The organism is Amycolatopsis sp. NPDC049159 (genome assembly GCF_040648295.1).
In the GTDB taxonomy this organism is placed as follows: Bacteria; Actinomycetota; Actinomycetes; order Mycobacteriales; family Pseudonocardiaceae; genus Amycolatopsis; species Amycolatopsis pretoriensis_A.
This window is the reverse complement of the sequence record NZ_JBEZDL010000001.1, coordinates 285,769-312,044: the sequence shown is the minus strand read 5'-3', so window position 1 is coordinate 312,044 and position 26,276 is coordinate 285,769. Positions and strand designations below refer to the sequence as shown.

Genomic DNA, 26,276 nt, shown 5'->3' with positions numbered 1-26,276 from the left:
TCAGACCTCCAGGCGGAGCATGTCGTCGGTCGTCTCCCGCCGCAGCAGCAGCCGGGAGCTGCCGTTGCGCACGGCGACCACGGCCGGGCGCGGCTGCCGGTTGTAGCTGCTCGCCATCGAGTAGCAGTAGGCGCCGGTCGCCGCGACGGCCAGCAGGTCGCCGGGAGCCAGGGTGTCGGGCAGCCAGCAGTCTCGTACGACGATGTCGCCGGATTCACAGTGTTTTCCCACGACCCGGGACAGCACGGCGGGTACCGGCTGCTCGTTGTCGCCCGCGGACCGGGAAACCAGCCGGACGTCGTACACCGCGTCGTAGAGCGCGGTCCGGATGTTGTCGCTCATCCCGCCGTCGACGCTGACGTACCGGCGGACCGCGTCGTCACCCAGCGAGACGTCCTTGATGGTGCCGACCTCGTACAGCGTGATCGTGCCCGGACCGGCGATCGCGCGGCCCGGCTCGCCGGCGATCCGCGGCACCGGCAGGCCCGCGTACGCGCACTCCTTGCGGACGATCTCGCGGATCTGCGTGATCATCTGCGCGGGCGGTGGCGGATTGTCCTTCTCGGTGTAGGCGATGCCGAAGCCACCGCCGAGGTCGACCAGGCTCAGCTGGTCGAGCAGCTCCGGGCCGTGCTCCTTGGCCAGGTCGGCGAGCAGCCCGACGACGCGGCGGGCGGCCACCTCGAAGCCGTCGGCGTCGAAGATCTGCGAACCGATGTGGCTGTGCAGGCCGACGAGCTTGAGCGAAGGCGCGTTGAGCACCCGGCGGACCGCTTCGGCGGCGTCGCCGCCCGCCAGCGAGAAGCCGAACTTCTGGTCCTCGTGCGCGGTCGCGATGAACTCGTGGGTGTGCGCCTCGACGCCGACGGTCACCCGGATCAGCACCGGCTGCACGACGTCGTGGCGGGCGGCGATGTCGGCCAGCCGCGCGATCTCGTAGTAGGAGTCGAGCACCACCGTGCCGACGCTCGCGACGACCGCGGCTTCCAGCTCCGCGGGCGACTTGTTGTTGCCGTGGAAGGTGATCCGCTCGGCCGGGAAGTTCGCGCGCTGCGCCACGGCGAGCTCGCCGCCGCTGCAGACGTCGAGGCTCAGCCCCTGCTCGGCCACCCAGCGGGCGATCTCGATGGAGAGGAACGCCTTGGACGCGTAGTGCACGAGCGAGGGGTCGTCGAACGCCTCGGCGTAGTCCGCGCACCGGGACTTGAAGTCGGCTTCGTCGACCACGAACAGCGGCGTGCCGTGCTGCTCGGCCAGCTCGCGGACGTCGACGCCGGCGATCCGGACGACGCCGTCGTGGGCGCGGAAGGTGTTGCGCGGCCACACTTTCGCGGGCAGCTTGTCGAGCTCTTCGACCCCGGACGGCTGCAGCCCGGAGGTGTCGGCGTGGGGGTAGACGTCGGCGTGCCTGGGGCCCGCGGGGTGCGCCATTTCTTACATCCGTTCCGGAGCGGAGACACCGAGGAGGGCGAGGCCGTTCGCCAGCACCTGGCGGGCGGCCTCGCACAGCGCGAGCCGGGCGTACGTGAGAGGGGTCGCCTCTTCGTCGCCCATGGGCAGCACGCGGCCCACGGTGTAGAACTTGTGGTAGGCGCCCGCGAGTTCTTCGAGGTAGCGCGCGATCCGGTGCGGCTCCCGCATGTCGGCGGCGCGGCGCACGGTTTCCGGGAATTCGCCGATGGTGCGGATCAGGTCGCCCTCGGCGGGCAGCGTCAACAGTCCGAAATCGACGTCCGAGGTGGACTTGATGCCCAGGTCGGCGGCGTTGCGCTGCAGGGACGCCAGCCGCGCGTGCGCGTACTGGACGTAGTAGACGGGGTTGTCGTTGGAGTGCTTGCGAAGCAGGTCCAGGTCGACGTCCAAAGTGGAGTCCACCGAGTACCGGATCAGCTCGTAGCGGGCCGGGTCGACGCCGACGGCCTCGACCAGGTCCTCCATGGTGATCACGGTGCCCGCGCGCTTGGACATCCGCACCGGCTTGCCGTCGCTGACCAGGTTGACCATCTGGCCGATCAGCACCTCGACCGTGGCCGGGTCGTCGCCGAACGCGGCCGCCGCGGCCTTGAGCCGGGCGATGTAGCCGTGGTGGTCGGCGCCGAGCATGTAGATGCACAGGTCGAAGCCGCGGTTGCGCTTGTCCTTGAAGTAGGCCAGGTCGCCGGCGATGTAGGCCGGGTTGCCGTCCTGCTTGATGACGACGCGGTCCTTGTCGTCGCCGTACTCCGACGACTTCAGCCACCAGGCGCCGTCTTCGAAGTACAGGTTCCCGGAGTCCTTCAGCTGCTGGACGGCGGCGCCGACCGCGCCGGACTCGTGCAGCGAGTTCTCGTGGAAGAAGACGTCGAAGTCGGTGCCGAACTCGTGCAGGCTCTGCTTGATCTCGGTGAACATCAGGTTGATGCCGATCCGGCGGAACGTCTCGTGCCGCTGCTCCTCCGGCAGCGACAGCGCGCTCGGCTCGGCCTTGATGACCTCGGCGGCGATGTCGTTGATGTAGCCGCCCGCGTAGCCGTCCTCCGGCGCGGGCTCGCCCTTCGCGGCGGCGATCAGGGACCGGACGAACCGGTCGATCTGGGCACCGGCGTCGTTGAAGTAGTACTCGCGGGTGACCTCGCCGCCCTGCGCGCCGAGCACGCGGCCCAGCGCGTCGCCGACCGCGGCCCAGCGGGTGCCGCCGAGGTGGATCGGGCCGGTCGGGTTCGCCGAGACGAACTCGAGGTTGATCTTCGTGCCGGCCAGCGCGTCGCCGCGGCCGAACGCGGCGCCGGCGTCGAGCACCTGGCGCACGATGTCGCCCTGCGCGGCCGCGGCGAGCCGGAAGTTGAGGAAGCCCGGGCCGGCCACCTCGGCCGAGGCGACACCGTCGTCCGCCGAGACCGCTTCGGCCAGCGCCTCGGCGAAGTCTCGCGGCTTCAGCCCGGCCTTCTTGGCCACCTGGAGGGCGATGTTCGTCGCGTAGTCGCCGTGGTCGGGGTTGCGCGGGCGTTCGATGGTCACCTGCTCCGGCAGCACGGCGTCGTCGATGCCGCGTGCGGCGAGCACCTGCACGGCGGAGCTGCGGACCAGGTCGGCGAGAGCGGCGGGAGTCACCTGCCGAATTCTAGGTGTGCCCAGGTGGGGAGCTTTCATCGGTCTCGGCCACGTCACGACCCCCTGTTCTTCGGGGGTCCGGGTGGCGGAGCCCCCGGCCCGAGGCGAAGCCTCGGTTGTCACAGGGGTACGTGAGGCGTTAACGGTGATCAGACGCGTGGTCTCTACACTGGCCCGGGCGGGAATCCGTCCGCAGCCACCAGAGGGAGAACGCGGGAGCCATGGCGAACGGGACAACTCGGAAAAAGGGGTCGGCGGTGAAGGCGGCCCGCGGTTCCGTGGTGAGCAAGAAGGGCACGCCCTGGGGCACGATCATCGCCGTCGTGGCCATCGTCGCACTGGCCGGCGCCGTGATCACCTACTACATGGTGGCGTCCGCGCCGAAGCGCGAGCAGTCCGACCGCGAGGCCGCGGCCGCTTCGTTCGCGCCGACGGCGTCCGACCCGGACCCGTCCAAGCGCATCCCCGGCGTGGTGACCGCGACCTACACCGGCAGCGTGCACGTGCTCCCCACCGAGCGCGTCGCCTACGACAAGACCCCGCCGTTCGGCGGCCCGCACGACGGGTACTGGGCCACCTGCACCGGCACCGTGTACCCGAACGCCGTCCGCACCGAGAACATGGTGCACGGCCTCGAGCACGGCGCCGTCTGGATCGCCTACAACCCGCAGCAGATCACCGGTGAGGCGCTGAACCTGCTCAAGGTCCGCGTCGAGGGCAAGCCGTACACGATGATGTCGCCGTACCCGGGCCTGGACAAGCCGATCTCGCTGCAGTCCTGGGGCCACCAGCTGAAGGTGGACAAGGCCGACGACGCGCGCATCGACGAGTTCATCGCGGCGCTGCGGAGCAACCCGAACGGCGTCTACCCCGAGGTCGGAGCCTCCTGCGACGCGCTCGGCGCGGGTCAGTTCGACCCGGACAACCCGCCGCCGTTCGACCCGTCGAAGCCGGGACCGGACGCGAAGCCGATGGACTACAAGGGCACGCCGAACGCCCAGGCCGACCAGAACGGCGGCATGAGCCAGCAGCCGTCCGCACCCGCGCCGGGCACGCCGACCAAGTGAGTTCCGAAGAAGCCGAGACCACCGAACAGCCCACGTGGTCGCGCTGGGTGATCATCGGCGGGACGCTCCTCGCGGTCCTGCTGATCGGCGCGACCGCGGGGATGTTCCTGACCCGCGCCATCGACGACGCCCCGGCTGCCACCCCGGCAGCCGGGTCCGTCGAGGTCGGCTTCGCGCAGGACATGTCGACGCACCACCTGCAGGCCGTCACCATGGCCGGCTGGGCGCGTGACCACTCGACCGACCCGGAGATCCGCCAGCTGGCGTTCGACATCGAGCGCACGCAGCTGGAGCAGGTCGGCCGCATGAAGGGCTGGCTCATGCTGTGGGACCAGCCCGAGCAGCCCATCGGCGCCCCGATGAAGTGGATGACGGAGCCGATGCAGGGCCACGACGGGATGACGATGGGTACGTCGTCGCTCAACCCCGGCGCCGGCCCGCTGATGCCAGGCATGGCGACCGAGGCCGAGCTGGCGAAGCTGCGTTCGCTGTCGGGCAAGCAGCTGGACGTGTACTTCCTCCAGCTGATGCTCCGCCACCACCAGGGCGGCACGTCGATGGCCCAGTACGCGGCGGCCCATTCGAACCTTACGGCGTTGCAGGCGCTCATCCGGAGCATCCTGACGTCGCAGGGCGCGGAGATGGACCAGATGAAGCTGATGCTGTCGAACCGGGGCGCCCAGCCGCTCCCCTGAGTCAGCCCCGCCGGGCGACCAGGGTGAGCGGAGTGAGCGCGAGCACCGCGGCGACACCGGCCACGAGCGCGTACCCGCCGAGCCCGAACAGGCCGCCGGCGATGATGCCGCCGAGCCCGGAAGCGCTCCACACCAGCGCGTCGATGACGCCCTGCAGCTGGGTGCGTTCGGCGTCCTCGAGGCTCCGGCTCAGCAGGGCGCTCGACCCGACGAACACCAGGTTCCACCCGTAGCCGAGCAGGAACAACGCCAGCGGCAACCCGGCGGTGTGGGACGTCGGCGCGGCGATCACGGTCACCGCGGCGAGCACCAGCACCCCGACCCCCGCGGTGATCGTGGCCCGCCCGCCGATCCGGTCGGCGATCTTCCCGGACAGCGGGGCGAGGGCGAACATGCCGATCATGTGCGCGCTGAGCACGTAACCGACGACCTCGAGCCCGTGCCCCTGCCGGTGCAGCTGCAACGGCGTCATCGTCATGACGGTCACCATGGTCACGTGCGCGGCGGTCATCGAGACGAGCGGAACCAGCACGACCCGCCGTTTCAGCGCGGCGGCCACCCGAGCGAACGTCAACGGCGGCCGCTGCGGACCCTGAGCGGGGAACGCGGCTTTCGGCATGGTGGCGCTGGCCAGGAGCGCGATGGTGCACAGCAGCGCGGCGAACCCGATCGCCCCGGAGGTGCTGGGCAACCCGAAGAACCCGGCGGTGGTGGCAGCCGGTTCGAGCAGCGCGGGCCCGGCGATGGCCCCGATGGTCCCGGCCCAGACGATGAGCGAAAGAGCAAAGCCCTTCCGGTTGTCGGGGTAGAGCTCGGCGGCGGTGTACCGCACCAGCCCGGCGGCCCCGTTCCCGATCCCGAGCAGCGCGAGCCCGGGCAGCAGGAGCAGCAGATTGCCGAACACCCCACCGAGGAAAGCGACGAGCCCCCCGAAAGCGGCGACGCCGTAAACGAGTTTCAAGGAGGTCCGAGCGCCCTTTTTCCCGATGAGCACCCCGAGGTAAAGCGCCCCGAACGCAGTCCCGGCGACCACCGCCGCGTTGGGAATCCCGCTCCACCCGTCCCCGTGCGAATCGGAGGCGATGAGGGTACTGACCGTCGTCGCCCCGGTGACGGCGGTGTTCAACGCGGCGGCCCCGGTGAACAGAACCCCCATGGCCCGCGTACGTGTCGTCGTGGTCTTCGTCACGATTTCCGTCATGGACCGACGGTAGTACCGCCATTAGGCCGAGCTATTCCTCATTGTTGCGCAATTACGCCTGGGTCTTGCTTTTCCCGCGGCAGGTGATCTTTCCTCCGTGTGCGGCCGTGGTTATTGCGGAATCCGCGCTGACGGGAGAGCCCTTGGCAGCGGCACCCGCCCCGATGGACAGCCCGCCGCAGGATTCGGCCCTACGACGCCTGCCTCCGGCAGGGTTGGGCACTCTCCATGGAGCATTAGGGCCCTGACCTGAGCAGATACCGGTTCCGTAGCCGCCTGCTGGAGACGTTTGGGAACGCCCGGAGTTACATCACCCCTTAGGACGGCTCGGGATCAACGCTATCTGCAGCGCGTTTGCGGCGGGTGAGGGTGTCTTTGTACAGCTCGCGGGCTCGTCGGTGTTTGCCCAGGTGGCCTAAGACGGCGGCGAGGTTGTTGACGGAGGCCAGGGTGCTGGGGTGGTCGTCACCGAGGACGCGCTTGCGGCGTGTGAGGGTGTCTTCGTGCAGCTCGCGGGCTCGCTGGTTTTCGCCCAGGCGGCCCAGGACGGCGGCGAGGTTGTTGGCGGCGCTAAGGGTGCTGGGGTGGTCGTCGCCGAGGACGCGTTTGCTGCGGGCGAGGGTGTCTTCGTACAGCTCGCGGGCCTGCTGATTTTCGCCCAGGTTGCTGAGGTTGACGGCGAGGTGACCGGCGGAGTGGAGCGTGTCGGGGTGGTCGTCGCCGAGGAGGCGTTTGCGGCGAGCGAGAGTGTCTTCGTGCAGCTCGCGGGCCCGCTGGTACTCGCCCAGGTGGCTGAGGTCGGCGGCGAGGCTGCTGGCGGCGCTAAGGGTGCTGGGGTGGTCGTCGCCGAGGACGCGTTTGCGGCGAGCGAGAGTGTCTTCGTGCAGCTCGCGGGCCCGCTGGTGTTCGCCCAGGTGGCCTAGGACGACGGCGAGGTTGTTGGCGGTGCTGAGCGTGTCGGGGTGGTCGTCACCGAGGACGCGTTTGCTGCGGGCGAGAGTGTCTTCGTTCAGCTCGCGGGCTCGCTGGTGTTCGCCCAGTCTGCTGAGTTCGGCGGCGAGTCTGCTGGCGGAGATGAGGGTGTCCGGGTGGTCGTCACCGAGGACGCGTTTGGTGCGGGAGAGGGTGTCTTCTTGCAGCTCGCGGGCTCGCTGGTACTCGCCCAGGTTGTCTAGGACGACGGCGAGGTTGTTGACGGAGGCGAGGGTGCTGGGGTGGTCATCGCCGCAGAGATCCCTGCGAAGTGCGTAGGCTCGCTGAAACAAGGGCAGTGCGGCGCGGGGGTCGCCACGGGTTTGCAGGTAGGACGCGGTGCGGTCGAGCAGGTAGGCGACTTCTTCGGCTGCCGGCTGCCACGCGCGATGGGGGTCACACACGACCAGCAGGTGCGGGAGGAGTTCTCGCCAGCGCGGCCAGCTCGGTGGGTTGACCCAGGGATTGTCGGGCATACCCGCGCGCAGCAGCCGGACTGCTGTAACCGGCCAGGTCGAGTCCCGGTCTTCTGCACTGGTGACGTCGTCGCGGGTGCGTGCCCGCAGCAGCGCTGCGGGGACCCGGTGGAGCTGGATGGTCGTGGTAGTGACCTCGGCCATCCCGCGGCTGCGCAGCGCGGCTGTGACATCGGCGAAGGCCAGCGGATCTCGCGCAATGGCCCCGGTGGCGCCCCGCTGATGGGTGAGCAGGGCGAGCGGCACCAGTTCGGGAGCCAGCCACGCCACCATGGTCAAGGTGTTCAGCGCAGCCGGGTGGTCGCGGGCGAGTTGGTCGAACGACACCGTCCAGGCCGCGGTCAGCGAGACGGGGTAGCTGCTGCCTTTCTCATGGCGGGCCATCAGTTCGTGGACGCGCTCGGCGAGCAACTCGAGGTAGTCCTCGGCGGTCAGGCTGGTTGTCGCCAGCAGGCGCGCTGCCTGGTTCACGGCCAACGGGAGGTCGCCCAAGGCCTCGGCGATGCGATCGGCCTCAGACTCGGTGAGCCGGTCACAGCGGATCCGCAGCAGCTCGATTGACTCGGGACGGCTGAATTCCCGGACGGGTAGTGCGGCGCCGATGTCGTCCCAGTCGGGGTTGCGGGAGGTGATGATGATGTGCCCGTCGCCGGAGGGCAGCAGCGGTCGCAGGGCGGCAGGGTTTTCGGCGTTGTCGAATACCACCAGCCACCGTCGGCGTGACTGCAATGCCCCACGCAGTCGGGCCACTGCGACCGCTGGTGAGTCCTGGCTGGTGGTCAGGTTCAGAGCTTGGGCGAGGTCCGCGAGGTGGCTGGGGACAAGGTCGGGGTCTTCCGCGGTGATCCACCAGGCGACGTCGTAGTCCTCGGCGTGACGGTGGGCGTATTCGATCGCCGTGGTGGTCTTGCCGACCCCGCCCATCCCGTTGAGCGCCTGCACGACCGCCGGCCGTCCCGAACACAACGCCGCGCGTAAGCCGGTCAGCAGTTCGTCGCGGCCGGTGAAGGTGACCGTGCGGGCGGGGATGTTCGAGATTCGGCCTGCGGATATCCATGGCTGCTGCGGGCGGTCGAGCTCGTTGAGTGCCTGCAGCAGTCTGGTTTCCAGCTGGCCGGATGAGGACACTTTGGTGACGGTGAGGCCGCTGTCTTCGAGGCGTTGCCGGAACGCCTCCTGCCGGGCCCCGTACTTCAGATCCCGGAACAACTCTTGAGGGCCCTCGGTGTCGTCGGCCAGCACGAACACCAGCCGGGGTAAGCCGGTGTCGGTGGCGACCTGGAATTCCTGCTCGCAGTAGGAGACCTCCGGACGGTCCCGGACCGGCGTGCCGTAGCGGAACCCGGCAATCAGCACGTAGATGTCGGCATCGGCGAGCTTCGTCTTGTCGAGCTGCTCGGGGGTGGTGTCGCGGGCGGTGAAGGTGGACATGTCGATCACCGCGTCGCCTGCCGCGGTGACTGCCTCCTTCGCGGCTGCGACGAACGATCGTGGCTTCGGAAACTCGCTCAGCTCACTCGTATGGCTGAGGAACACCCGCCGCGCAGGTGGTCGCGCGTGCTGCTCGGCAGGTTCCCCGACCACCAACGCCCGCACCCCTCTCGCGCAGCCAATACCCTGGAACAGTCTCCACGGTCGACGAGGGCGTTACGCAACTACCAGGACAGCTCCTGGCACCGCCGCGCACACTGCGGCGCCTCCACCTGCAAAGTCGCGTGCTCGATCGCGTACCGCGAAGCCAGCAGGTTCTGCGCCTCAGTGAGCACGTCCGATTGCCGCGCAGGCGGCGCCAGCGTCAGGTGCGCCGAAGCCACCTCCATCCCCGAGGTCAACGTCCAGATGTGCAGGTCGTGCACATCCGCCACCCCAGGCAACGCGGCCAGCTCGGCATTGATCGCCCCGACATCCACACCCTGCGGCGCGTGCTGGAACAGGATGCGCAGCGCCCGGCGGGCCAGCACCCACGTACGAGGCAGCACGAACAGACCGATCGCCACACCGATGATCGGGTCGGCGTACCGCCAGCCCGTCAGCAGGGTCAGGGCACCGCTGATCAGGACGCCGACCGAGCCGATCAGGTCGGCGACCACCTCGAGGTACGCGCCACGGACGTTGAGGCTCTCCTTCGCCCCCGAGCGCAGCACCGTGAACGACACGATGTTGGCCACCAGGCCGGCCGCCGCGGCGAGCAACACAGGCAGGCCGGGGACCGCCGGGGGGTCGCTGATCCGGCCGAACGCCTCGACCAGGACGTAGCCCGCGACGCCGAACAGCAGGATCGCGTTGCCGAGCGCCGCCAGCACCTCCGCGCGGTAGAGCCCGAACGTGCGGCTGACCGTGGGGCCGCTGCGGCGAGCCAGGATGATCGCGGCCAGGGCCATGCCGACGCCCAGGACGTCGGTGAACATGTGCGCGGCGTCCGAGATCAGGGCCAGCGAGCCGGTCGCGAAGCCGACCACGAACTCGAGCACCATGAAGCCGGCGCCGATGGCCAGGGCGATGGTCAGGCTCCGCACGTAGCGGCCCGACGCGCTCGCCGGCGCGATCGCGTGCCCGTGGCCGTGTCCCTGACCCATACCGCCTCCGTTCCCGGTTCACCGTCGCCGCAAACATATAGTGAGATGCGCATATGAGCAACAGAGGACAGCCTAAGTTCACCCACTCGGAAAGCTACCCCGGACGGCGGTGGCGACCAATCCACCAGGCGGGGTTTCCCGCCTGGTGGATCCGTCACGCTTCGCGCACCAGCCGGAAGAACCCGCGGACCTGCTCGACGAACAGCTGCGGCTGTTCGAGCGCGGCGAAGTGGCCGCCGACGGGCAGCTCCTCGAACCAGCGCAGGTCGGTGTAGCGCTGCTCGGCCTGCCGCCGCGACGGCCGCACGATCTCCTTGGGGAACACCGAAACCCCGGCCGGCACGTCCACCGTGGACGGATCGCGGTCCTTGTTCTCCCAGTACATCCGCGCCGACGACGCCGCCGTCGCAGTGAACCAGTAGGCGGAGATGTCGTCGAGGATCTTCTGCCGGTCGACGGCGTCCTCGGGGTGCCCCTCGTTGTCGGTCCAGGCCCAGAACTTCTCGACGATCCAGGCGGCCTGCCCGGCGGGCGAGTCGGTGAGCCCGTACCCGAGCGTCTGCGGCCGCGTCCCCTGCTCGGCGGAGTAGCCGCTCCCGCTCCGCCGGAACTCCTGGAGGTCGGCGAGCGCCCGCTTCTCGGACGCGGTGAGGTCCCCCTGGTCCAGCGGCACGGGCGCGAAGTTGACGTGCACCCCGGCGACCCGCTCCGGCGCGACCTGGGCGAGGGCGTTGGTGATGGACGCGCCCCAGTCGCCGCCCTGAGCGCCGTAGCGGTCGTAGCCGAGCGACACCATCAGCTTGTCCCACAATTCGGCGACCCGCGGGATCTTCAGCGCCGGCTTGTCACTCCACCCGAAGCCGGGCAGCGAGGGCACGACGACGTGGAAGGCGTCGGCCGGGTCGCCCCCGTACTGCGCCGGGTCGGTGAGCGGCCCGATGACGTCGAGGAACTCGAGAACGGACCCGGGCCACCCGTGGGTGAGCACGAGTGGCAGCGCACCGGGTTGCTCGGACTCGACGTGCAGGAAGTGCACCCCGACCCCGTCCACGGTGGCCCGGAACTGCGGGAAGGCGTTCAGCCGCCGGGCGAACCCGAAGTCGTACTCCTCGCCCCAGTCCCGGCAGAGCTCCTTGACGTAGGCGAGCGGAACCCCCTGCGACCAGTCCCCCACGGTTTCAGCCTCCGGCCACCGGGTCCGCCGCAACCGCTCCCGCAAGTCGGCGACATCGCCTTCATCGAGGGCTACCTGGAACGGCTCAGCCATGACGGCTCCTTCGGGTGGGGTTCTCCACGCTAGCGACGGTGTGCGGAGCCGATCAACTTCATAGCTTTGACCTGGGGAAACACGGGTCGGGGAACCTGTGTGCGGCTGCCTCGGGGGATGCGCTAAGCTTTCGGAGTCGCCCAGCGATGGGCCCTCGTAGCTCAGGGGATAGAGCACTGCCCTCCGGAGGCAGGTGTCGCAGGTTCGAATCCTGCCGAGGGCACCCTTTCGCAAGAACAAAAGATCGCTTCGATCGAAGCGATCTTTGCCGGGCTCCGGCCAAACGCGGGTGTTCACCACCTCCTCATCGAGTCTTCCCCCGCAATCGGCAACGTCTGCCGGCGCACCGCGTGATCCCGGCTCGACCTACCGCGTAACACCAGCGCCGACTCAGGCGACCTTCTCAGGCACTTGCGCCTGAGAAGAGAGGTCCCTGGTGGCGTTGCACACGCCCCGTTTTCGAGTTCGTCGGCCGCGTCGCAAGACGAAGCGGGGTCTTCTCCGCACGACGCGCATGCTCGCCACCGAGCTGCTCATCCGCGTACGGCAACCCGCTCGCCTGCTACGAGCGCTGGGTGTCGCGTGGCGGCACCTCTGCGCGTGGTGGCGTCGTTGGCTCCTCACCACTCTGTTCGTAATGGCCATGGGCTCCGCTGCGGTGGGCGGTGCGCTCTGGTTTTCGCTGCCGCACGGTCCGGCAGCGGCACAACCGCCGCGATGTGATGATGGCACCTTTCGGCAGGCGACCGTCACAGCGCGAGTCAAGCTCGAGGTCGACGGGCTGGCTTACCCCCGCATGACCAGCGACCTGGAGATCAGCGTCCCCCGCAACGCGCCGGCCGCCGAATTCTTGCTGTCCCGCCCGGATGGTGCTTCCGGTCAGGCCGCCTTCTCCTGTCTTCTTGGCTACAGTCGCGATGAGTCGGAGGTGCGCGAAGCACCGCCGACAGTCGTGACGAACAACGGAGCCCTCGTCGTCACCCAACACACCTACGTCGACCTGGTCAGCACGAGTGAAGCATGGGCCGACTTCACGCAAATCAAGATCAACACCACCGGCGACCTCCCGTGGGCATTGACCATGTATTCGCCGGAGGGTCTGCGGTACGCCAAGTGGGACGTCACCCTGACCGCACCCGCCAGGTGGCTTTCGACCCCGCAACCGGGGCAATCGGCCGAACTGGGCGGCGAACAGCTGCACTGGCCCCCGTTCACCCCCGCGGCCTCACGCGACGGGAACCTGAGCGCGTTCCCGGACTACACGGTCGTGTCCGCCGAGCTCCGTCCGGACATCCGGAGCGCGTTCTCCGCGGCAGCGACCGACCGCGACCACAAACCGTTCGTGTGGGGCGCTTACTGGCTCTCGGCGCTCATCTTCGCTCTCTTCGTCCGCTGGGTTCTGCGAGCACCGCGAGCGCGAGTCAGGTTCGAGCCCGCAGCCGGTCGCCGCGCCCGCCGGGCGGCACGCATCCTGCCCTACGTCGTCGTTTTCGCCGGAACCCAAGCCGTCACGGATGCGGTACTGCCCGGCAATTCGCCTTATTGGCCGAAAATCGCCTGGATCGCGGCAACGGTGCTGCTCGGTTTCGCCGGATGGTCGGCGATGCGGTGGTGGATGCCTCGCATCCCCATCTTGCTGCTGCTCGCGGTCGGCTCCGCTGCTTCGTTCGCCGCTCGTCCGGGTCCATCGGGTTCGAAGACGTTCTGGCAGGTGCCCGGCACCGTCGCGCTGGCGTTCCTCATCACCTTGCTTCTCGTTGCCGGCATGGGAAAAGCGCTCCTCGTCCTGGTGAAAGGGCAGATGGCCACGCCACGATGGCTGTGGTGGGTGAGTTCGACGCTTTCCGCTGCCCTCGTGCTCGAAGAGCTGGTTCTGCAGTACGTCAACAACCGTCGCCAGCAGTGGCTCGGCGCTCCACCGCTGAGCAGAGACGTCGCCAGGCTCTTCCGGTACTACCCGTTGGACCTGCTGGACGAAATGGCGTGGCTGGCGCTCCTGGTCGGAGCCGTCGCGGTGTGGCGGCGCTACGCCGATTACTGGTTCGAGCGAAACCGGCAGTCGCCGATGCCGGTCGCGATCGCGTTGTTCGTCCTCGGCCCGATGTGGTGGGACGTCCACATCTGGGGCGTCTGGTGGTGGGCTTGGCTCGTCGGAGCGATCCCGCTCTCCCTGCTCTGGCTGCTGGTGCCGAAGCTGTGGAAGCCAGTGCTCGAGCACCATTCCGTCACCCGCGCGCTGCTCGAACCAGTTCCTCTCCGGCAAAGGGGCGTGCAGTGGCTCACCGACGGGAAACCACGCGGACCCGAGCCCACTCCGGTGCACGTCCTCATCGCGAGTGGCCCCGGTGGATCCCCGCTGGACACCATGCGCTCGGCGACCAGGTTCGCCGTGTTGCCGTCGCTCATCGCCGGAGCGGGTCTGCTGACCACCGAGTGGGTGATATACCCGCACCTGTCGATCAACCAGCAGGACTCGCTGGTGCTGACCATGGTCGACGCGGTCGCGTGGGAGGCCGTCAAGTGGTTGCTCGCCGCGGCCGCGCTGGGTCTTTCCTGGCAGCACCTACCCGGAAACCGGGGTCCGGCCAAAATCCTGCCGATCGTGCTGACCTACGCCACCGCCCCGATCGGGCAACTCCTCCTCGACCGTGCGTCCGGCGGCCTACGAGATTGGGTACCACTCGCGGACGCTGCGCTCTTCACGCTCGTCATGCTGTTCGTGGCACTGCGTCTTGACTTCGCCGCTCAGGCAGACCTCCCACCTCGATCAGCCACTCGGGGCCGTGTCGGACGGGTGCTCGCCACCTTCGGTCTGTCCGACGTACGCAGCCACATCGTCGAGGTGATCACACTGGTCGCGGCCCTGCTGGCGATATGGACCGCGCTCACCGGGGGCGAGGTTTCGTTCCCGAGCATCGATCCCGCGCAATTCTCCCGCAAGTGAGGACTCGCAGTACCGGTTGCCGGGGTTCTCGGGTAAGTGTGAAAGCGCTTCCAGAGTCGTGATGAAAGCGTTTTCAGTGCACGTGACCCACTTGGCCCACCCCAACCCCGCGCCGCCGGTGATACCGTACGCCCCAACGGAAACCGAGGTTTCCCGGGAGCGCTCTCACCCTCTGAAGTCCACTTACCAGGAGGCGTGCATGAGTTCATACGCAACACTCGCGGCCACCGCGGCCCTCATCGCCGCGACTGCCACACCCGCAGTCGCCGCCACCCAGCGCGTCGAAGCCGAGGCCGCCACCTGCAGCGGCACCGTCGACAGCAACTGGGCCGGCTACTCCGGCTCCGGTTTCTGCAACGGGGACAACGCCATCGGCGCCTACGTCCAGTTCTCCACCGCCGGCGCCGAGAGCGCGATCATCCGCTACGCCAACGGCACCACGAGCGCCCGGGCCGCGGACCTCCTCGTCGACGGCGTCAAGACGCAATCGCTCTCCTTCGCCGCCACCGGCTCCTGGTCGACCTGGGCGTCGCAGACCCTCTCACTCCCCGCCGGCAGCAGCACGGTCCGCCTCAGTCCGACCACCGCCGGGGGCCTTCCCAACATCGACTACGCCGAGTTCACCACCGGCGGCACCCAAGCGGGCACCACCCTCTACGTCGCCCCCAACGGCAAGGACTCCGCCGCCGGGACGCTCGCCGATCCCCTGACCCTGCCGGCCGCCATCGGCAAGATCGGGGCCGGTGGGACGATTTCGGTCAGGGGCGGGACCTACAACTACTCGCAGACCGTCACCATCCCGCCGGCCAACAGCGGAACATCCAGCTCCCGCAAGACCCTCTCCGCCTACGCCGGCGAGACCCCCGTGCTCAACTTCTCCGCCATGGCCGAAGACCCCGCCAACCGCGGGCTCGCGCTGAACGGCTCCTACTGGCGCGTCGCGGGCATCGTCGTCGAACGGGCCGGGGACAACGGGATCTTCGTCGGGGGCAGCAACAACGTCGTCGAGCGCGTGGTGACCCGCTTCAACCGCGACTCCGGTCTGCAGATCTCCCGGATCGCCTCCGACACCCCCAAGGAGCAATGGCCGTCGAACAACCTCGTCGTCAGCTCCGAATCGCACGACAACGCCGACTCCGACGGGGAGGACGCCGACGGGTTCGCCTCGAAGCTCACCTCCGGCACCGGCAACGTCTTCCGCTACGACGTCTCGCACCACAACATCGACGACGGGTGGGACCTCTACACCAAGACCGACACCGGGCCGATCGGGCCGGTCACCATCGAGGACTCGCTCGCCTACTCGAACGGCACCCTCAGCGACGGCACAGTCAACAAGAACGGCGACCGCAACGGCTTCAAGCTCGGTGGGGACAAGATCGCCGTCAACCACGTCGTGCGGCGGGACATCGCCTACCGGAACGGGCACCACGGGTTCACCTACAACAGCAACCCCGGGACGATGACCGTCTCGGACAACGTCGGGATCGACAACGCCGAGCGCAACTTCTCCTTCGACACCGGCACCTCCGTCTTCCGCACGAACACCTCGTGCCGGTTCGCCGTCGACGGGTCGAACGATAAGACCGCCGGGAACGCCGACAGCTCGAACCAGTTCTGGAACGGGACGAACGGGTCGCGGTGCTCGTCCTACAGCGGCACCCTGCGGTGGTCCTTCGCCTCGGACGGGCGCCTGGTCGTGACCTTCGGGTAGTTCCTGTTGAAAAGCTGTGAAACGGACGGATCCGGCACTTTCCGGGTCCGTCCGTGCGTTCTCGGGGTAGGAGAACGGGAGGAACCATGGGTGCCCTGTGGACGCTGCTCGGCTTCGCGCTGAGCCTGTACCTGCTGGTACTGGTCGCGCGGATGGTGCTGGACTGGGTCGCGGTGGTCGCGAACACCCCGCCGTGGGCGCGGCGGGCGCGCGGGCTCGCCTACGCCGCCACCGAGCCGGTCATCGGGCCGGTCCGGCGCGTCGTGCGGCCGGTGCGGATCGGCGGGATCTCGCTCGACCTCGCCTTCACGCTGGTCTTCATCGGTGTCATCGTGCTGCGGTCGATCATCTACGCGCTTTAGAGCCGGCCGCGGAACCCCGCGGACAGCCGGTCGACGCTGCTCTCCAGCTCGGCGCGCAGGCCGCGCAGGTCGATGCCGTCGGGGTCGATCAGCGCCTGCATCGAGATGCCGCGGAGCTGGGCGAGCAGCGCCGAGGCGTACGCGTCGGCGTCGCGGACGCCGGTGATCGAGCCGTCCGCGACACCGCTGGCCACGGTCTGGGCGATGGCGAACCGGAACCGGCGGTCGGCCTCGGTCAGCGTGCCGCGCAGCGCCGAGTACTCCGCCGCGCCGTCGCCCCAGAGCGCCAGGAACGCCTGGTTGAGCGTCGGCATCGTGCGGATCAGTTCGAAGATGATGTCGAGCAGGGCGCGCAGCAGGTCCATCGGCGTCGCGGTGGCCGCCCCGGTCCGGGCCGCGACGGCCTCGCTGTAGGAGTTGGTGAACTCCTCGACGGCGAACTCGACGAGCCGCTGCCCCAGCCCTTCCTTGTCGCCGAAGTGCTGGAAGATGACCGATCGCGCGTAGCCCGAGCGCGCGCAGACAGCGCCGATCTTCAGCCTGCCGAAGCCCTCCTCGGCGATGAGGTGCGCGGCGGCGCCGAGGATGCGCGCCTCGACGGCTTCGTCGCCGTCCTGCGGGATCCGGTCTGCGGCGGAGCGGTCCACCGCGCCATGCTAGCCACTCGGACCCCCGCCCACCGGGCGAACGGTCAGCGAACCGTGCGCGGACCGTCAGCGGCGCCGCGCACCCTCGGGTCACCACGACCGAGAGGAACCCCCGATGAAGACCGTGCTCGTCTCCGGCGCCGGCATCGCCGGCCCGTCCGCGGCCTGGTGGCTGCACCGCGCCGGCTACCGCGTCACCGTCGTCGAAACCGCTCCCGCGCTGCGCCCCGGCGGCCAGGCCGTCGACTTCCGCGGTGAACAGGTCAAGCTCCTGGCCGCGATGGGCGTCCTCGACGACATCCGCCGGTACGAGACGGCGATGGGCGACCAGACCATGCTCGGCCTCGACGCCCGGCCCGCGTTGACCGTGCCCGGCGCCGCCTGGAGCGGCGAGGTCGAGATCCTGCGCGGCGACCTCGCGCGGATCCTCTACGAACACACGAAGGACGACGCCGAATACGTCTTCGGTGACCGCGTCACGGCGCTGACCGAGACGGCCGGCGGCGTCGACGTCACCTTCCGCCACGGCGCGCCGCGGACGTTCGACCTGGTCGTCGGCGCCGACGGCGTGCACTCCGGCGTCCGCGCCGCCGCGTTCGGCCCGGAGCGGGACTTCCGGCACGACCTCGGCTTCGGCATCGCCGGCTTCACCGCGCCCAACCACCTCGGGCTCGACCACACCAGCGTCATGTACAACGAGCCCGGCCGCGGCGTGACCGTCGGCAGTCACCGGCTGGCCGGCAAGCTGCACGTCAGCCTCGTCTTCGGCGCCGACGGCGTCGAGTTCCGCCGCTCCCCAGACGAGCAGCGCGCCCTCGTCGCGCGGCTGTTCGCGAACACCGGCTGGGAGGTGCCGAGGCTGCTCGAAGCGCTGCCCGCGGCCGACGACCTCTACGTCGACTCGATCAGCCAGATCCACCTCGGACGCTGGGCGAAGGGCCGGATCGTGCTGCTCGGCGACGCCGCCTGGTGCGCCGGGCCGGGCGGCTCCGGCACCGGGCTCGGGATGATGGGCGCGCAGGTGCTGGCCGGCGAGCTCGCGGCGGCGGGCGGCGACCACGTGACGGCGTTCGCGAAGTACGAGGAGCGGCTGCGCAAGCCGGCGACGGTCGGGCAGAAGAACGGCAAGGGCTCCGGCAACTTCCTGGCTCCGCTCACGGCCGCCAAGATCCGCAGCCGCAACCGCGCCTACCGGATGATCAGCACCCGGTTGTTCGGCAAGGTGTTCACGTGGATGACCGACCGCGCGGCCAACGCGGTCGAGTACCGGGAGTACCCCGCGCTCACCGCCGCGTGAGCCGCCGATCTTCGTCTCATCGGGGGACTCGGCTGGCGGCCCGGCGTGGCGTGCGTCACCCTCGACGCCATGTCACCGCGCCGGGCCGCCGACGCGCCGGTCAGGACGGCGCTCGCCGGGCTGGCCGTGCTGGCGCTGGGCGTGCTGACGGCGCTCAACGTCCGTTCCCTGCCGGTGCTCGGCGACGGCACGACGTACTCCGCGGAATTCAGCGAAGCGGCCGGGTTGGCCGAGGGCAACGACGTCCGGATCGCGGGAGTCAAGGTCGGGCGCATCACGGACCTGAAGCTGCGCGGCGACCACGTGCTGGTTTCCTTCAAGGCCAAGGACGTCTGGCTCGGCGACGCGACGGGCGCGGCGATCCGGCTCAAGACCGTGCTGGGCCAGAAGTACCTCGCGCTCGACCCGGAGGGCGACGGCACGCTCGACCCCGGGCGGCCGATCCCGCGGGCGCGCACCAGCGTTCCCTACGACATCCTCGCGGCCTTCGGCGAGCTTTCGTCCACTGTGGACAGGATCGACACCACCCGGCTGGCGAAGAGCTTCGACACGCTTTCGGCGACGCTCGCGGACACGCCGCAGAGCGTCCGCGCCGCGCTCGGCGGGCTGTCCCGGCTCTCGGATTCGCTCGCCTCCCGTGACCGGCAGCTCGGCACTCTGCTGGCCGGCACCAGAACGGTGTCGCGGACGCTCGTCGACCGCGACGCCGCCGTGCAGCGGCTCTTCGCCGACGGCAACCAGCTGCTTTCCGAGGTGAGTGCCCGCGAACAGGCGATCACCGCGCTGCTCGACGGCTCGCGGCAGCTCGCCACCGAGCTCTCCGGGCTGATCGACGACAACGAGTCGCAGGTCGGCCCGCTGCTCACCCAGCTCGACCAGCTGACGTCGATGCTGCAGCGCAACCAGGACGCGCTCGCGGCCGGCATCAAGGGCTTCGCACCGCTGGTCCGGCTCGGCACCAACATAGCGGGCAACGGCCGCTTCATCGACGGTTACCTGTGCGGGCTGATCCTGCCCTCGATCGGCCCGCTGAACGAAGAGGGCTGCCACGGCTAGGGTTTCGTGATCTTCACCGTCACCTGGTTGTCGCTGTAGGTGTAGGCGACGTACTCGAACTCGACGCCGGTGCGCTCGACGTACTCCGTCCAGGCGCGGTATTCGTGCCGCTTCCAGCCGGGGAAGTTGAAGAACTCGTCGAAGTGCACGATGCTGCCCGCGCGCAGCCGCGGCCCGCAGAGATCGAGCACGGTCTTGGCGGAGCTGTAGAGGTCGCCGTCGACGTGCAGGAAGTCGACGTGCCCGGGGTGCTCCGCCAGGAACCCGGGCAGACTGTCGGTGAACAGCCCGACGACGAGCTCGGCGCCGGGGACGTCCGGCAGGTCGTCGCGAGCGAAGGCGCCGGCGGGCATGCCGTTGAGCCACGCCTCGGGCAGCCCGTCGAAGGAGTCGAAGCCGTAGACGTCGCGGCCGTCGCGGGCGCGGGCGATGGTCCGCAGGGTGTTGCCGGACGCGACCCCGAACTCCAGCGCCATGCCGCCTTCCGGCGCCAGGGAAAGCGCGTACTCGAGTGTCTCCTTGGGACGGCCGAAGTGCCGCGAGCCGACGAGGTGCTCGCGGGCGAAGACGTTGCTCTCCAGCGCGGCGTCCTGATCGCCGGCGTAGACGATGTCGCGGCGGCTGCGGATCTCGAACTCCACCACCCGATCGAGGACTCGGTCACCCTGGCGGACGACCTCCTCGCGGAGTTCCGCGGCCATCCGGTTCAGCTGATCGGTGTACGGGTCGTCCACTTTCGAGGCCAGCGCGTGGAGGAGCTTGCCCAGCGTTTTCCTTACGGGTGAACGAGTTTCAGCGCGGTTCATCCCGGGACGGTACCTGACGCACCGTCCGCCACGATGAGCCGGAAGCCCGCGTCCCACTCCGGCAGCGCCAGCAGCTCCGCGTGGTCCGCGTGCCACCGGCCGGACTCGAGGTCGGCCCGCAGCCGGTCGATCCCCCGCGAGACGGCCTCGGGTGACGTCTGCGCGAGCGCCGAGCAGGCTCGCCGCACCGCCGGGTCCAGGTACGCCTCCGGCCGCCGCCAGTGCGCGGGGAACACGCCGTCGGTGAAGTCCCACGGCACCGGCAGCGGGAGCACCGACGACGCGCCGAGGTGGTCCGCGATCTGCGCCGCCGACGGGCGGGACCGTTCGAGCGCCGCGACTTCGGGGACGTACTCCCGCACGAGCCAGAAGTCGTTGTGCAGCGCGGTGTCGTAGGCCAGCACGACCTGCCGGGGCGCGACGCGGCGCAGCTCGTCGAGCCCGCGGCGCCAGTCCGGCCAGTGGTGCACGGTCAGCACCGCGAGCGCGGCGTCGAACGACGAAGACCCGAACGGCAGCGCCTCCGCGACCGCCCGCACGACCGGCGCGGCGCCGTCCGGGCGTTGCCGGATCATCTCCGCCGACGGCTCCACCGCGACGACGTGCCGGGAAGGCGGCTCGTAGGACCCCGTCCCGGAGCCGACGTCGAGCACGGACCGCGCGGCACCGAGCGCGTCGAGCACCGGCGTCAGCCACCGCGGGTCGGTGCGCCGCCCCAGCGCGTACCCGACGCCGATCTCGTCGTAGCGCGTCATCAGCGCTCCGGGCCGTCGCCGCCGTTCTGCTCGGCCAGGAACCGCTCGAACTGCGAGCCGAGCTCCTCCGCGGTCGGCATGTGCTCTTCCGACTCCGCGAGCAGCGATCCCTTATCCGAAGCCTCGACGAACGTGTCGTACTGCCGCTCCAGCGCGCGGACGACGTCGGCGACCTCGGCGGACTCCGCGACCTGGCGGTTGATCTCGGCGTCGGCCAGCTCCGCGGCCGCGCGCAGCTCGCCTTCGGCCAGGCTCAGCCCGGTCGCGCGGCTCAGCGCGTCGAGCACGATGAGAGACGCCGACGGGTACGTCGACTGCGCCAGGTAGTGCGGCACGTGCGCGGCGAAGCCGACGGCGTCGTGGCCCCACTCGCCGAGCCGGTACTCCAGCAGCGCGGCGAGGCTGCCCGGCACCTGCAGCCGGTTGGGCAGTGGCTGGTGCTCGCCGACCAGGTCCTGGCGGGTGGCGTGCGCGGTGACGCCGAGCGGGCGGGTGTGCGGCGCGCCCATCGGGATGCCGTGGAAGCCGGCGGTCAGCCGGACGCCCCAGCGCTCGACGAGGTTGCGGACCGCGAGGCAGAACCGCTCCCAGTCGTGGTCCGGCTCCGGACCCGACAGCAGCAGGAACGGCGTGCCGTCGGTGTCGTGCAGCAGGTGCACGACCAGCTCGGGCGCGTCGTAGTCCTCCCAGTGGTCGACCGCGTAGGTCATCGTCGGCCGCCGCGAGCGGTAGTCGATGAGCCGGTCGACGTCGAAGCGGGCGACCACCCGGTGATCGCCGGTCAGCAGGTGCTCCGCCAGCAGACGGCCCGCCGAGCCGGCGTCCATGAACCCTTCGAAGTGGTGCATCAGCACCGCCCCGGTCAGGTCGGGGACGTCCGAGTCCACCTCGTACAGGTCGTCGGGATCGAGTCCCACCTGGTCCTCCTGCTTGCCGATAAGCGTCCTTCAAGCACAACACACGCGTACGGGGATTCCATTCCTCCGACGGTGTCGCAGATCGTAACGGCACGCGATCGAGGCCGGACCGGATCGGCATCGTGACACATGTCGTGGGCGCGCAAGTCTCCGATCGGGCACGCTTGAGGCGTGAGCGAACACACCACGAACACGGCGCTGCGGCTGCGGCCACCGGCACACCGGGTCAGCCGCCGGGCCATCGGCTACTGGACGGCGACCGCCGCGATCTTCTGGATCCTGCTGATCGGGCTGCAGACCGTCATCGTGGTGACCAGCGACGACGCGCCGTCGTTCCTGAGCGTGACGCTGGTCGTCTCGTGCGTGCTCGCCCCGCTGCACCTGCTCGTGATGCCGCAGTGGCGCTACCGCGTGCACCGCTGGGAGGTCACCGCCGAGGCCGTCTACACGCAGGCCGGCTGGCTGAAGCAGGAGTGGCGGATCGCGCCCGTCTCGCGGATCCAGACCGTCGACATCGAGCGCGACCCGTTCGAGCAGCTGTTCGGGCTGGCGAAGATCACGGTGACGACGGCGTCCGCGGCGGGGCCGCTGCGCATCGCGGGCCTGGCGCACGGCCGCGCGCTGGAGCTGGCGGACGAGCTGACGAAGACGACCCAGGCCGTGCGCGGGGACGCGACGTGAGCACCGAAGCGGTCGTGACCCCGCCCGCCGAGGGGACGCAGGAAGCGCCCTGGCACCGCCTCGACCGGCGCATGCTGCTCATCCGGCCGGTGCTGGACCTGGTGAAGTCGCTGCCGGTGCTCCTCGGCGCGCTGCTGTTCGGGCACGGCGAGCCGTGGCAGTGGATCGGCCTGGCGTTCACCGCGATCGCCGTGTTCACCGGCGTCTCGCACGTGCTGACTTCGCGCTACCGGATCACCGCGACGCAGGTCGAGTGGCACACCGGGCTGTTGTTGCGCAAGCAGCGGGCGATCCCGCGCGACCGGATCCGCACCGTCGACGTCACCTCCGAGCCGAAGCACCGGCTGTTCTCCCTCGCCGCGGCGCGGATCGGCACCGGGCGGCACTCGCACGGGAAGGGGCCGGGCAAGGACGAGCTCGTCCTCGACGCCGTGACGATCGCCGAAGCGCAGCGGCTGCGGACACTGCTCTTACACCGTAAGGCCGCGGCTCACTCCGAAGAGGTCACCGCGCCGCCGGAGCAGCTCGTGGCCGCGGTCGACAAGAAGTGGCTGCGGTACGCGCCGTTCACGCTCTCGGGCCTCGCCGTGGTCGGCGCGGTGGTCGGCACCGTCTACCACTTCGCGCACGAACTGCACTTCGACCCGATCCAGTTCTCCCTCGTCCAGACCGTCCTCGGGCACTTCACCGACACCCCGACGTGGCTGAGCCTGGTGCTGGCCGCCGTCGGCCTGCTGGTGCTCGTGTCGGTGCTGTCGGTCGGCGGGTACGTGCTCTCGTTCTGGAACTTCCGGCTCACCCGCGAGCCCGCCGGCACGCTGCACATCCGGCGCGGGCTGATCACGACGCGGTCGGTGTCGATCGAGGAGGACCGCCTGCGGGGCGTCGAAATCCGCGAGCCGCTGCCGCTGCGACTGGCCGGCGGCGCCCGCTGCGTCGCCATCGCCGGCGGTCTGCGGGAGGGCAAGGGCGCGGACAAGAGCGGCGGCCTGCTGCTGCCGCCCGCGCCGCTCGCGAAGGCGCACGAAGTCGTCGCGGAGGTGCTCGGCGAAGACCCGGTGGCGACGCCGCTGACGCGCCACCCGCGGCGGGCGCTGTACCGGCGGGTCTCCCGCGCGGTCGTCGGGGTGCTGCTGCTCGCCGCGGCGCTCTACGGCCTCGCGTGGCTCGGCGCGCTGCCGGACTGGCCGTGGCAGGCCGCGCTGGTGCTGCTGCCGTTCGCCGCGCTCGTCGGCTGGGACCGCTACCGCGGCCTCGGCCACGCGTTCACCGGCCGCTACCTGGTGACGCGGTCGGGCTCACTGGACCGCGGCACGGCGGCGGTCCGCTGCGACGGGATGACCGGGATCGTCGTCGAGCGCTCGTACTTCCAGCGCCGCGCCGGCCTGGTCACGGTGATCGCACCGGTCGCCGCGGGCAAGGGCCGGTACCGCGTGCTGGACGTCGGCGAGACCGACGGTCTGGCGCTGGCGGACCAGGCCGTCCCGGGACTGCTGACGCCGTTCCTCGAGCGCGGCTGAACATCTACAAGAATGGCGCGTTCCGATGGTTTTTCGCGCCAGGTGGGAATGCTGGCCTTCGTTTAACAGAACGTGCTAATTTATTCACCCCGCGTGATAGCGAAGGCTGTTTTTGTCTCACCGAGAGGTCATGATGACGCCTGCCGTCAGTGCCGTCGACGGTTCCGCCACCTCCGCCCCGCGCCGCACCCCCGGTGCCAGCAGTTCCCGCAAGGTCCTGCAGCTGCTGCTCGCCTTCTCCGAAAGACGCTGGGAAGCCAGCGTCGCCGAGCTCGCCGCGACGATCGGCACCCCGGTCGCGACGACCTACCGCTACGTGGCGCTGCTCAAGGAGCTGCAGCTGCTCGAAGAAGGCCGTGCCGGGCACTACCACCTGACCAGCCAGGTGATGCCGCTGGCGCGGGCCGCGCAGCTGGCGAACGGGCTGGTGCAGCTGGCGAAACCGGCCATGGAGGAAGCCGCGCGGGAGCTCGGCGAGACGGTGCTGCTGTTCCAGCAGTTCGGCGACGCCGCCGTGTGCGCGGACCGCGTCGAGTGCGACCGCGCCATGCGGTTCACGTTCGAGCCGGGGCATTCGACGCCGCTCGGGCTCGGGGCGTCCGGCAAGATGCTGCTCGCCCTGCTGCCCGAAATGGAGCGCGACCGGCGGCTGCCGTCGATCGTCGAGCAGCGCGGCACCGCCATCCGCGACGAGCTGAAGTACGCGCTGGAGAACCGGTATTCGGTCAGCTCGGGAGAAATCGACGAAGGCGTCTGGGCCTGTTCCGTGCCGGTCCACGCGCCCGGGCGGCGGCCCACGGTGCTCAGCCTGGCCGGGCCGGCCGCGCGGATCACCGAGGCGGCCCGGCACACCGCGATCACCGCCCTGCAGGAGTACGCGACCCGGATCCAGCGGACGATCTCGTCTTATTCGCTGTGAAAATCGCGCGCGAGCACGTAGGAATGGCCGGGTGATCCGGCTCGCGCGCCCCGATGACCTGCCCGCGTTGATCGACGTCGAACGCGAGGCGGGCAGCCTCTTCCGCGACATCGGCATGACCGCGATCGCCGACGACGACCCCGGTTCGGTGGCGGAGCTGGCGGTGTACCAGGCCGACGGCCGTGCGTGGGTGAGCGTCGACGAGGACGACCGGCCGGTCGGCTACCTCGTCGCGGAGGTCGTCGACGGGCACGCGCACATCGAGCAGGTCTCGGTCCGCCCCGGCCACGCCCGCCGCGGGCTGGGCCGCGCGCTCATCGACGCGCTCGCCGAGTGGGCCCTCGCGCGCGATCTTCCGGCGCTGACGCTCACGACGTTCGCGGCCGTGCCGTGGAACGCGCCCTACTACGAGCGGCTCCGGTTCCGGGTCATCCCGGACGGTGAAATCGGCGACGGACTGCGCGCGATCCGCGGCGCCGAGGCGGCCCGCGGCCTGGACGCCTGGCCGCGTGTCGCGATGATCCGACCGCTCTGACCTGGTCTTTTGTCCGTTCCTCCCCTACCCGGGGGATGCACTGGCGCACACAGTCGAACATGTGTTCTACTGTGCGGGCCGGTCCCGGAGGGGGAAGCTCCGCGGGCCGGCCCACAGACTTCGGGAGGTTGTTGTGGCGGTCAAGATCACCCACCTGACGAACGGCCAGCAGGTCCGCTTCGCCAACGCCGACGGCGCCCGCCGGTACGCCGAAATCATGGGCGGCGGCGTGGACAAGTGGCGCTTCACGGTCGTCCCCGAGGACCCGGCGTTGCGAAAAATGTCGGACTCGGTCGTTAACGTGCCCGTATGGCGCATGACTTCCAGGTAGTGGTGGATTCGGCCGACCCGCACGTGCAGGCCGGCTGGTGGGCCGAGACGCTCGGCTGGTCCGTCGAACCGACGGACGAAGGCTTCATCCGCGAGATGATCGCGAAGGGGTACGCGAGGGAGGAAGAAACCCGGACGTACCAGGGATCGCTGGTCTGGAAGGCGGGAGCGGCGATCCGGCACCCGGACTCGCCACCCGACGGTCCACCGCGGCGGATCCTGTTCCAGGAGGTCCCGGAGGGGAAGACGGTGAAGAACCGGGTCCACCTCGACGTCTGGGTCGGGGCGGACAACGTCGAGGCGACGCTGGAGAAGCTCACGGCCCGCGGGGCGACGTACCTGCACCGCGGGCGACAGGGGCCGCACAGCTGGGTGACCGTGGCGGATCCCGAGGGGAACGAGTTCTGCGTTTCGTGAGTTAAGGCGTCGGCGGCGGGCCGGGGGGCCGC

General features: G+C 69.9%; 23 protein-coding genes and 1 tRNA gene. 14 read left to right on the top strand and 10 right to left on the bottom strand.

Going from position 1 to position 26,276, the window contains the following annotated elements; genetic code table 11:
• Positions 1-1,431: a diaminopimelate decarboxylase gene (gene lysA / locus AB0B33_RS01410; RefSeq protein ID WP_360765407.1), complete on the bottom strand. Its 1,431-nt coding sequence runs from the start codon at positions 1,429-1,431 to the stop codon at positions 1-3.
• Between the two features lie 3 nt (positions 1,432-1,434).
• The gene (gene argS / locus AB0B33_RS01405) at positions 1,435-3,090 is read right to left on the bottom strand and encodes an arginine--tRNA ligase (protein ID WP_360765404.1); all 1,656 of its coding nucleotides are present in this window, start codon (positions 3,088-3,090) and stop codon (positions 1,435-1,437) included.
• 257 nt (positions 3,091-3,347) lie between these two features.
• Here argS and AB0B33_RS01400 point away from each other — a divergent pair, with 257 nt between their 5' ends.
• Positions 3,348-4,157, top strand: coding sequence for a DUF3105 domain-containing protein (locus AB0B33_RS01400; protein WP_360765401.1), 810 nt, complete (start codon positions 3,348-3,350; stop codon positions 4,155-4,157).
• Positions 4,154-4,852 (top strand): DUF305 domain-containing protein, encoded by a 699-nt coding sequence (locus tag AB0B33_RS01395; protein WP_360765398.1) that lies wholly within the window; start codon positions 4,154-4,156, stop codon positions 4,850-4,852. Before AB0B33_RS01400 ends, AB0B33_RS01395 begins: the two co-directional genes overlap by 4 nt.
• Position 4,853: 1 nt before the next feature.
• Here AB0B33_RS01395 and AB0B33_RS01390 read toward each other — a convergent pair whose 3' ends face one another.
• The 4 genes from AB0B33_RS01390 to AB0B33_RS01375 form a co-directional block, all read right to left on the bottom strand.
• The gene (locus tag AB0B33_RS01390) at positions 4,854-6,053 is read right to left on the bottom strand and encodes an MFS transporter (RefSeq protein WP_247019098.1); all 1,200 of its coding nucleotides are present in this window, start codon (positions 6,051-6,053) and stop codon (positions 4,854-4,856) included.
• Between the two features lie 317 nt (positions 6,054-6,370).
• Positions 6,371-9,085 carry an FxSxx-COOH system tetratricopeptide repeat protein gene (gene fxsT, locus AB0B33_RS01385; protein WP_360766201.1) on the bottom strand — a complete coding sequence of 905 codons (2,715 nt, stop codon included), beginning with the start codon at positions 9,083-9,085 and terminating at the stop codon, positions 6,371-6,373.
• Between the two features lie 71 nt (positions 9,086-9,156).
• Positions 9,157-10,077, bottom strand: a complete 921-nt coding sequence (locus AB0B33_RS01380) for a cation diffusion facilitator family transporter (protein WP_360765395.1) — start codon at positions 10,075-10,077, stop codon at positions 9,157-9,159.
• A 154-nt stretch (positions 10,078-10,231) separates the two neighbouring features.
• Positions 10,232-11,344: an epoxide hydrolase family protein gene (locus AB0B33_RS01375; protein WP_360765392.1), complete on the bottom strand. Its 1,113-nt coding sequence runs from the start codon at positions 11,342-11,344 to the stop codon at positions 10,232-10,234.
• A 150-nt stretch (positions 11,345-11,494) separates the two neighbouring features.
• Here AB0B33_RS01375 and AB0B33_RS01370 point away from each other — a divergent pair.
• The 4 genes from AB0B33_RS01370 (at position 11,495) to AB0B33_RS01355 (ending at position 16,364) form a co-directional block, all read left to right on the top strand.
• Positions 11,495-11,567 (top strand) — tRNA-Arg (locus AB0B33_RS01370).
• A 291-nt stretch (positions 11,568-11,858) separates the two neighbouring features.
• Positions 11,859-14,288: a DUF6185 family protein gene (locus tag AB0B33_RS01365; protein WP_360765389.1), complete on the top strand. Its 2,430-nt coding sequence runs from the start codon at positions 11,859-11,861 to the stop codon at positions 14,286-14,288.
• A 199-nt stretch (positions 14,289-14,487) separates the two neighbouring features.
• Positions 14,488-16,002 carry a carbohydrate-binding protein gene (locus tag AB0B33_RS01360; RefSeq protein WP_360765387.1) on the top strand — a complete coding sequence of 505 codons (1,515 nt, stop codon included), beginning with the start codon at positions 14,488-14,490 and terminating at the stop codon, positions 16,000-16,002.
• An 86-nt stretch (positions 16,003-16,088) separates the two neighbouring features.
• Positions 16,089-16,364, top strand: a complete 276-nt coding sequence (locus AB0B33_RS01355; protein ID WP_247019086.1) for a YggT family protein — start codon at positions 16,089-16,091, stop codon at positions 16,362-16,364.
• Here AB0B33_RS01355 and AB0B33_RS01350 read toward each other — a convergent pair.
• Positions 16,361-17,011, bottom strand: coding sequence for a TetR/AcrR family transcriptional regulator (locus tag AB0B33_RS01350; protein WP_247019084.1), 651 nt, complete (start codon positions 17,009-17,011; stop codon positions 16,361-16,363). The two genes, AB0B33_RS01355 and AB0B33_RS01350, sit on opposite strands and share 4 nt — an antisense overlap.
• Before the next feature lie 115 nt (positions 17,012-17,126).
• Between AB0B33_RS01350 and AB0B33_RS01345 the strand changes: the two genes are divergently transcribed.
• Both AB0B33_RS01345 and AB0B33_RS01340 read left to right on the top strand, forming a co-directional pair.
• Positions 17,127-18,308, top strand: coding sequence for an FAD-dependent monooxygenase (locus tag AB0B33_RS01345; RefSeq protein ID WP_360765383.1), 1,182 nt, complete (start codon positions 17,127-17,129; stop codon positions 18,306-18,308).
• A 69-nt stretch (positions 18,309-18,377) separates the two neighbouring features.
• Positions 18,378-19,364, top strand: coding sequence for an MCE family protein (locus AB0B33_RS01340; protein ID WP_360765380.1), 987 nt, complete (start codon positions 18,378-18,380; stop codon positions 19,362-19,364).
• Here AB0B33_RS01340 and AB0B33_RS01335 read toward each other — a convergent pair.
• Genes AB0B33_RS01335 through AB0B33_RS01325 form a run of 3 tightly spaced genes read right to left on the bottom strand, consistent with a single transcriptional unit; the run spans position 19,361 to position 21,842 of the window.
• The gene (locus AB0B33_RS01335) at positions 19,361-20,170 is read right to left on the bottom strand and encodes a class I SAM-dependent methyltransferase (RefSeq protein ID WP_360765377.1); all 810 of its coding nucleotides are present in this window, start codon (positions 20,168-20,170) and stop codon (positions 19,361-19,363) included. The two genes, AB0B33_RS01340 and AB0B33_RS01335, sit on opposite strands and share 4 nt — an antisense overlap.
• Positions 20,167-20,925, bottom strand: a complete 759-nt coding sequence (locus AB0B33_RS01330) for a class I SAM-dependent methyltransferase (protein WP_360765374.1) — start codon at positions 20,923-20,925, stop codon at positions 20,167-20,169. Before AB0B33_RS01330 ends, AB0B33_RS01335 begins: the two co-directional genes overlap by 4 nt.
• Positions 20,925-21,842: a PAC2 family protein gene (locus AB0B33_RS01325; RefSeq protein ID WP_360765371.1), complete on the bottom strand. Its 918-nt coding sequence runs from the start codon at positions 21,840-21,842 to the stop codon at positions 20,925-20,927. Before AB0B33_RS01325 ends, AB0B33_RS01330 begins: the two co-directional genes overlap by 1 nt.
• A 171-nt stretch (positions 21,843-22,013) precedes the next feature.
• On the opposite strand from AB0B33_RS01325, the gene AB0B33_RS01320 reads away from it, so the two are divergent.
• From AB0B33_RS01320 to AB0B33_RS01295, 6 genes are all read left to right on the top strand, one after another.
• Entirely contained in the window at positions 22,014-22,523 is a 510-nt protein-coding gene (locus tag AB0B33_RS01320) for a PH domain-containing protein (protein WP_247019072.1), read from the top strand.
• On the top strand, positions 22,520-24,043 hold the full coding sequence (locus AB0B33_RS01315; RefSeq protein WP_360765369.1) for a PH domain-containing protein: 1,524 nt from the start codon (positions 22,520-22,522) through the stop codon (positions 24,041-24,043). The genes AB0B33_RS01320 and AB0B33_RS01315 overlap by 4 nt, the downstream gene beginning before the upstream one ends.
• 133 nt (positions 24,044-24,176) lie before the next feature.
• Positions 24,177-24,962: an IclR family transcriptional regulator C-terminal domain-containing protein gene (locus tag AB0B33_RS01310; protein WP_360766198.1), complete on the top strand. Its 786-nt coding sequence runs from the start codon at positions 24,177-24,179 to the stop codon at positions 24,960-24,962.
• 31 nt (positions 24,963-24,993) lie between these two features.
• Entirely contained in the window at positions 24,994-25,497 is a 504-nt protein-coding gene (locus AB0B33_RS01305; protein WP_360765365.1) for a GNAT family N-acetyltransferase, read from the top strand.
• Between the two features lie 133 nt (positions 25,498-25,630).
• The gene (locus AB0B33_RS01300; protein WP_072476601.1) at positions 25,631-25,828 is read left to right on the top strand and encodes a hypothetical protein; all 198 of its coding nucleotides are present in this window, start codon (positions 25,631-25,633) and stop codon (positions 25,826-25,828) included.
• Positions 25,807-26,244 carry a VOC family protein gene (locus AB0B33_RS01295; RefSeq protein WP_360765362.1) on the top strand — a complete coding sequence of 146 codons (438 nt, stop codon included), beginning with the start codon at positions 25,807-25,809 and terminating at the stop codon, positions 26,242-26,244. The genes AB0B33_RS01300 and AB0B33_RS01295 overlap by 22 nt, the downstream gene beginning before the upstream one ends.
• Positions 26,245-26,276: the final 32 nt, after the last annotated feature.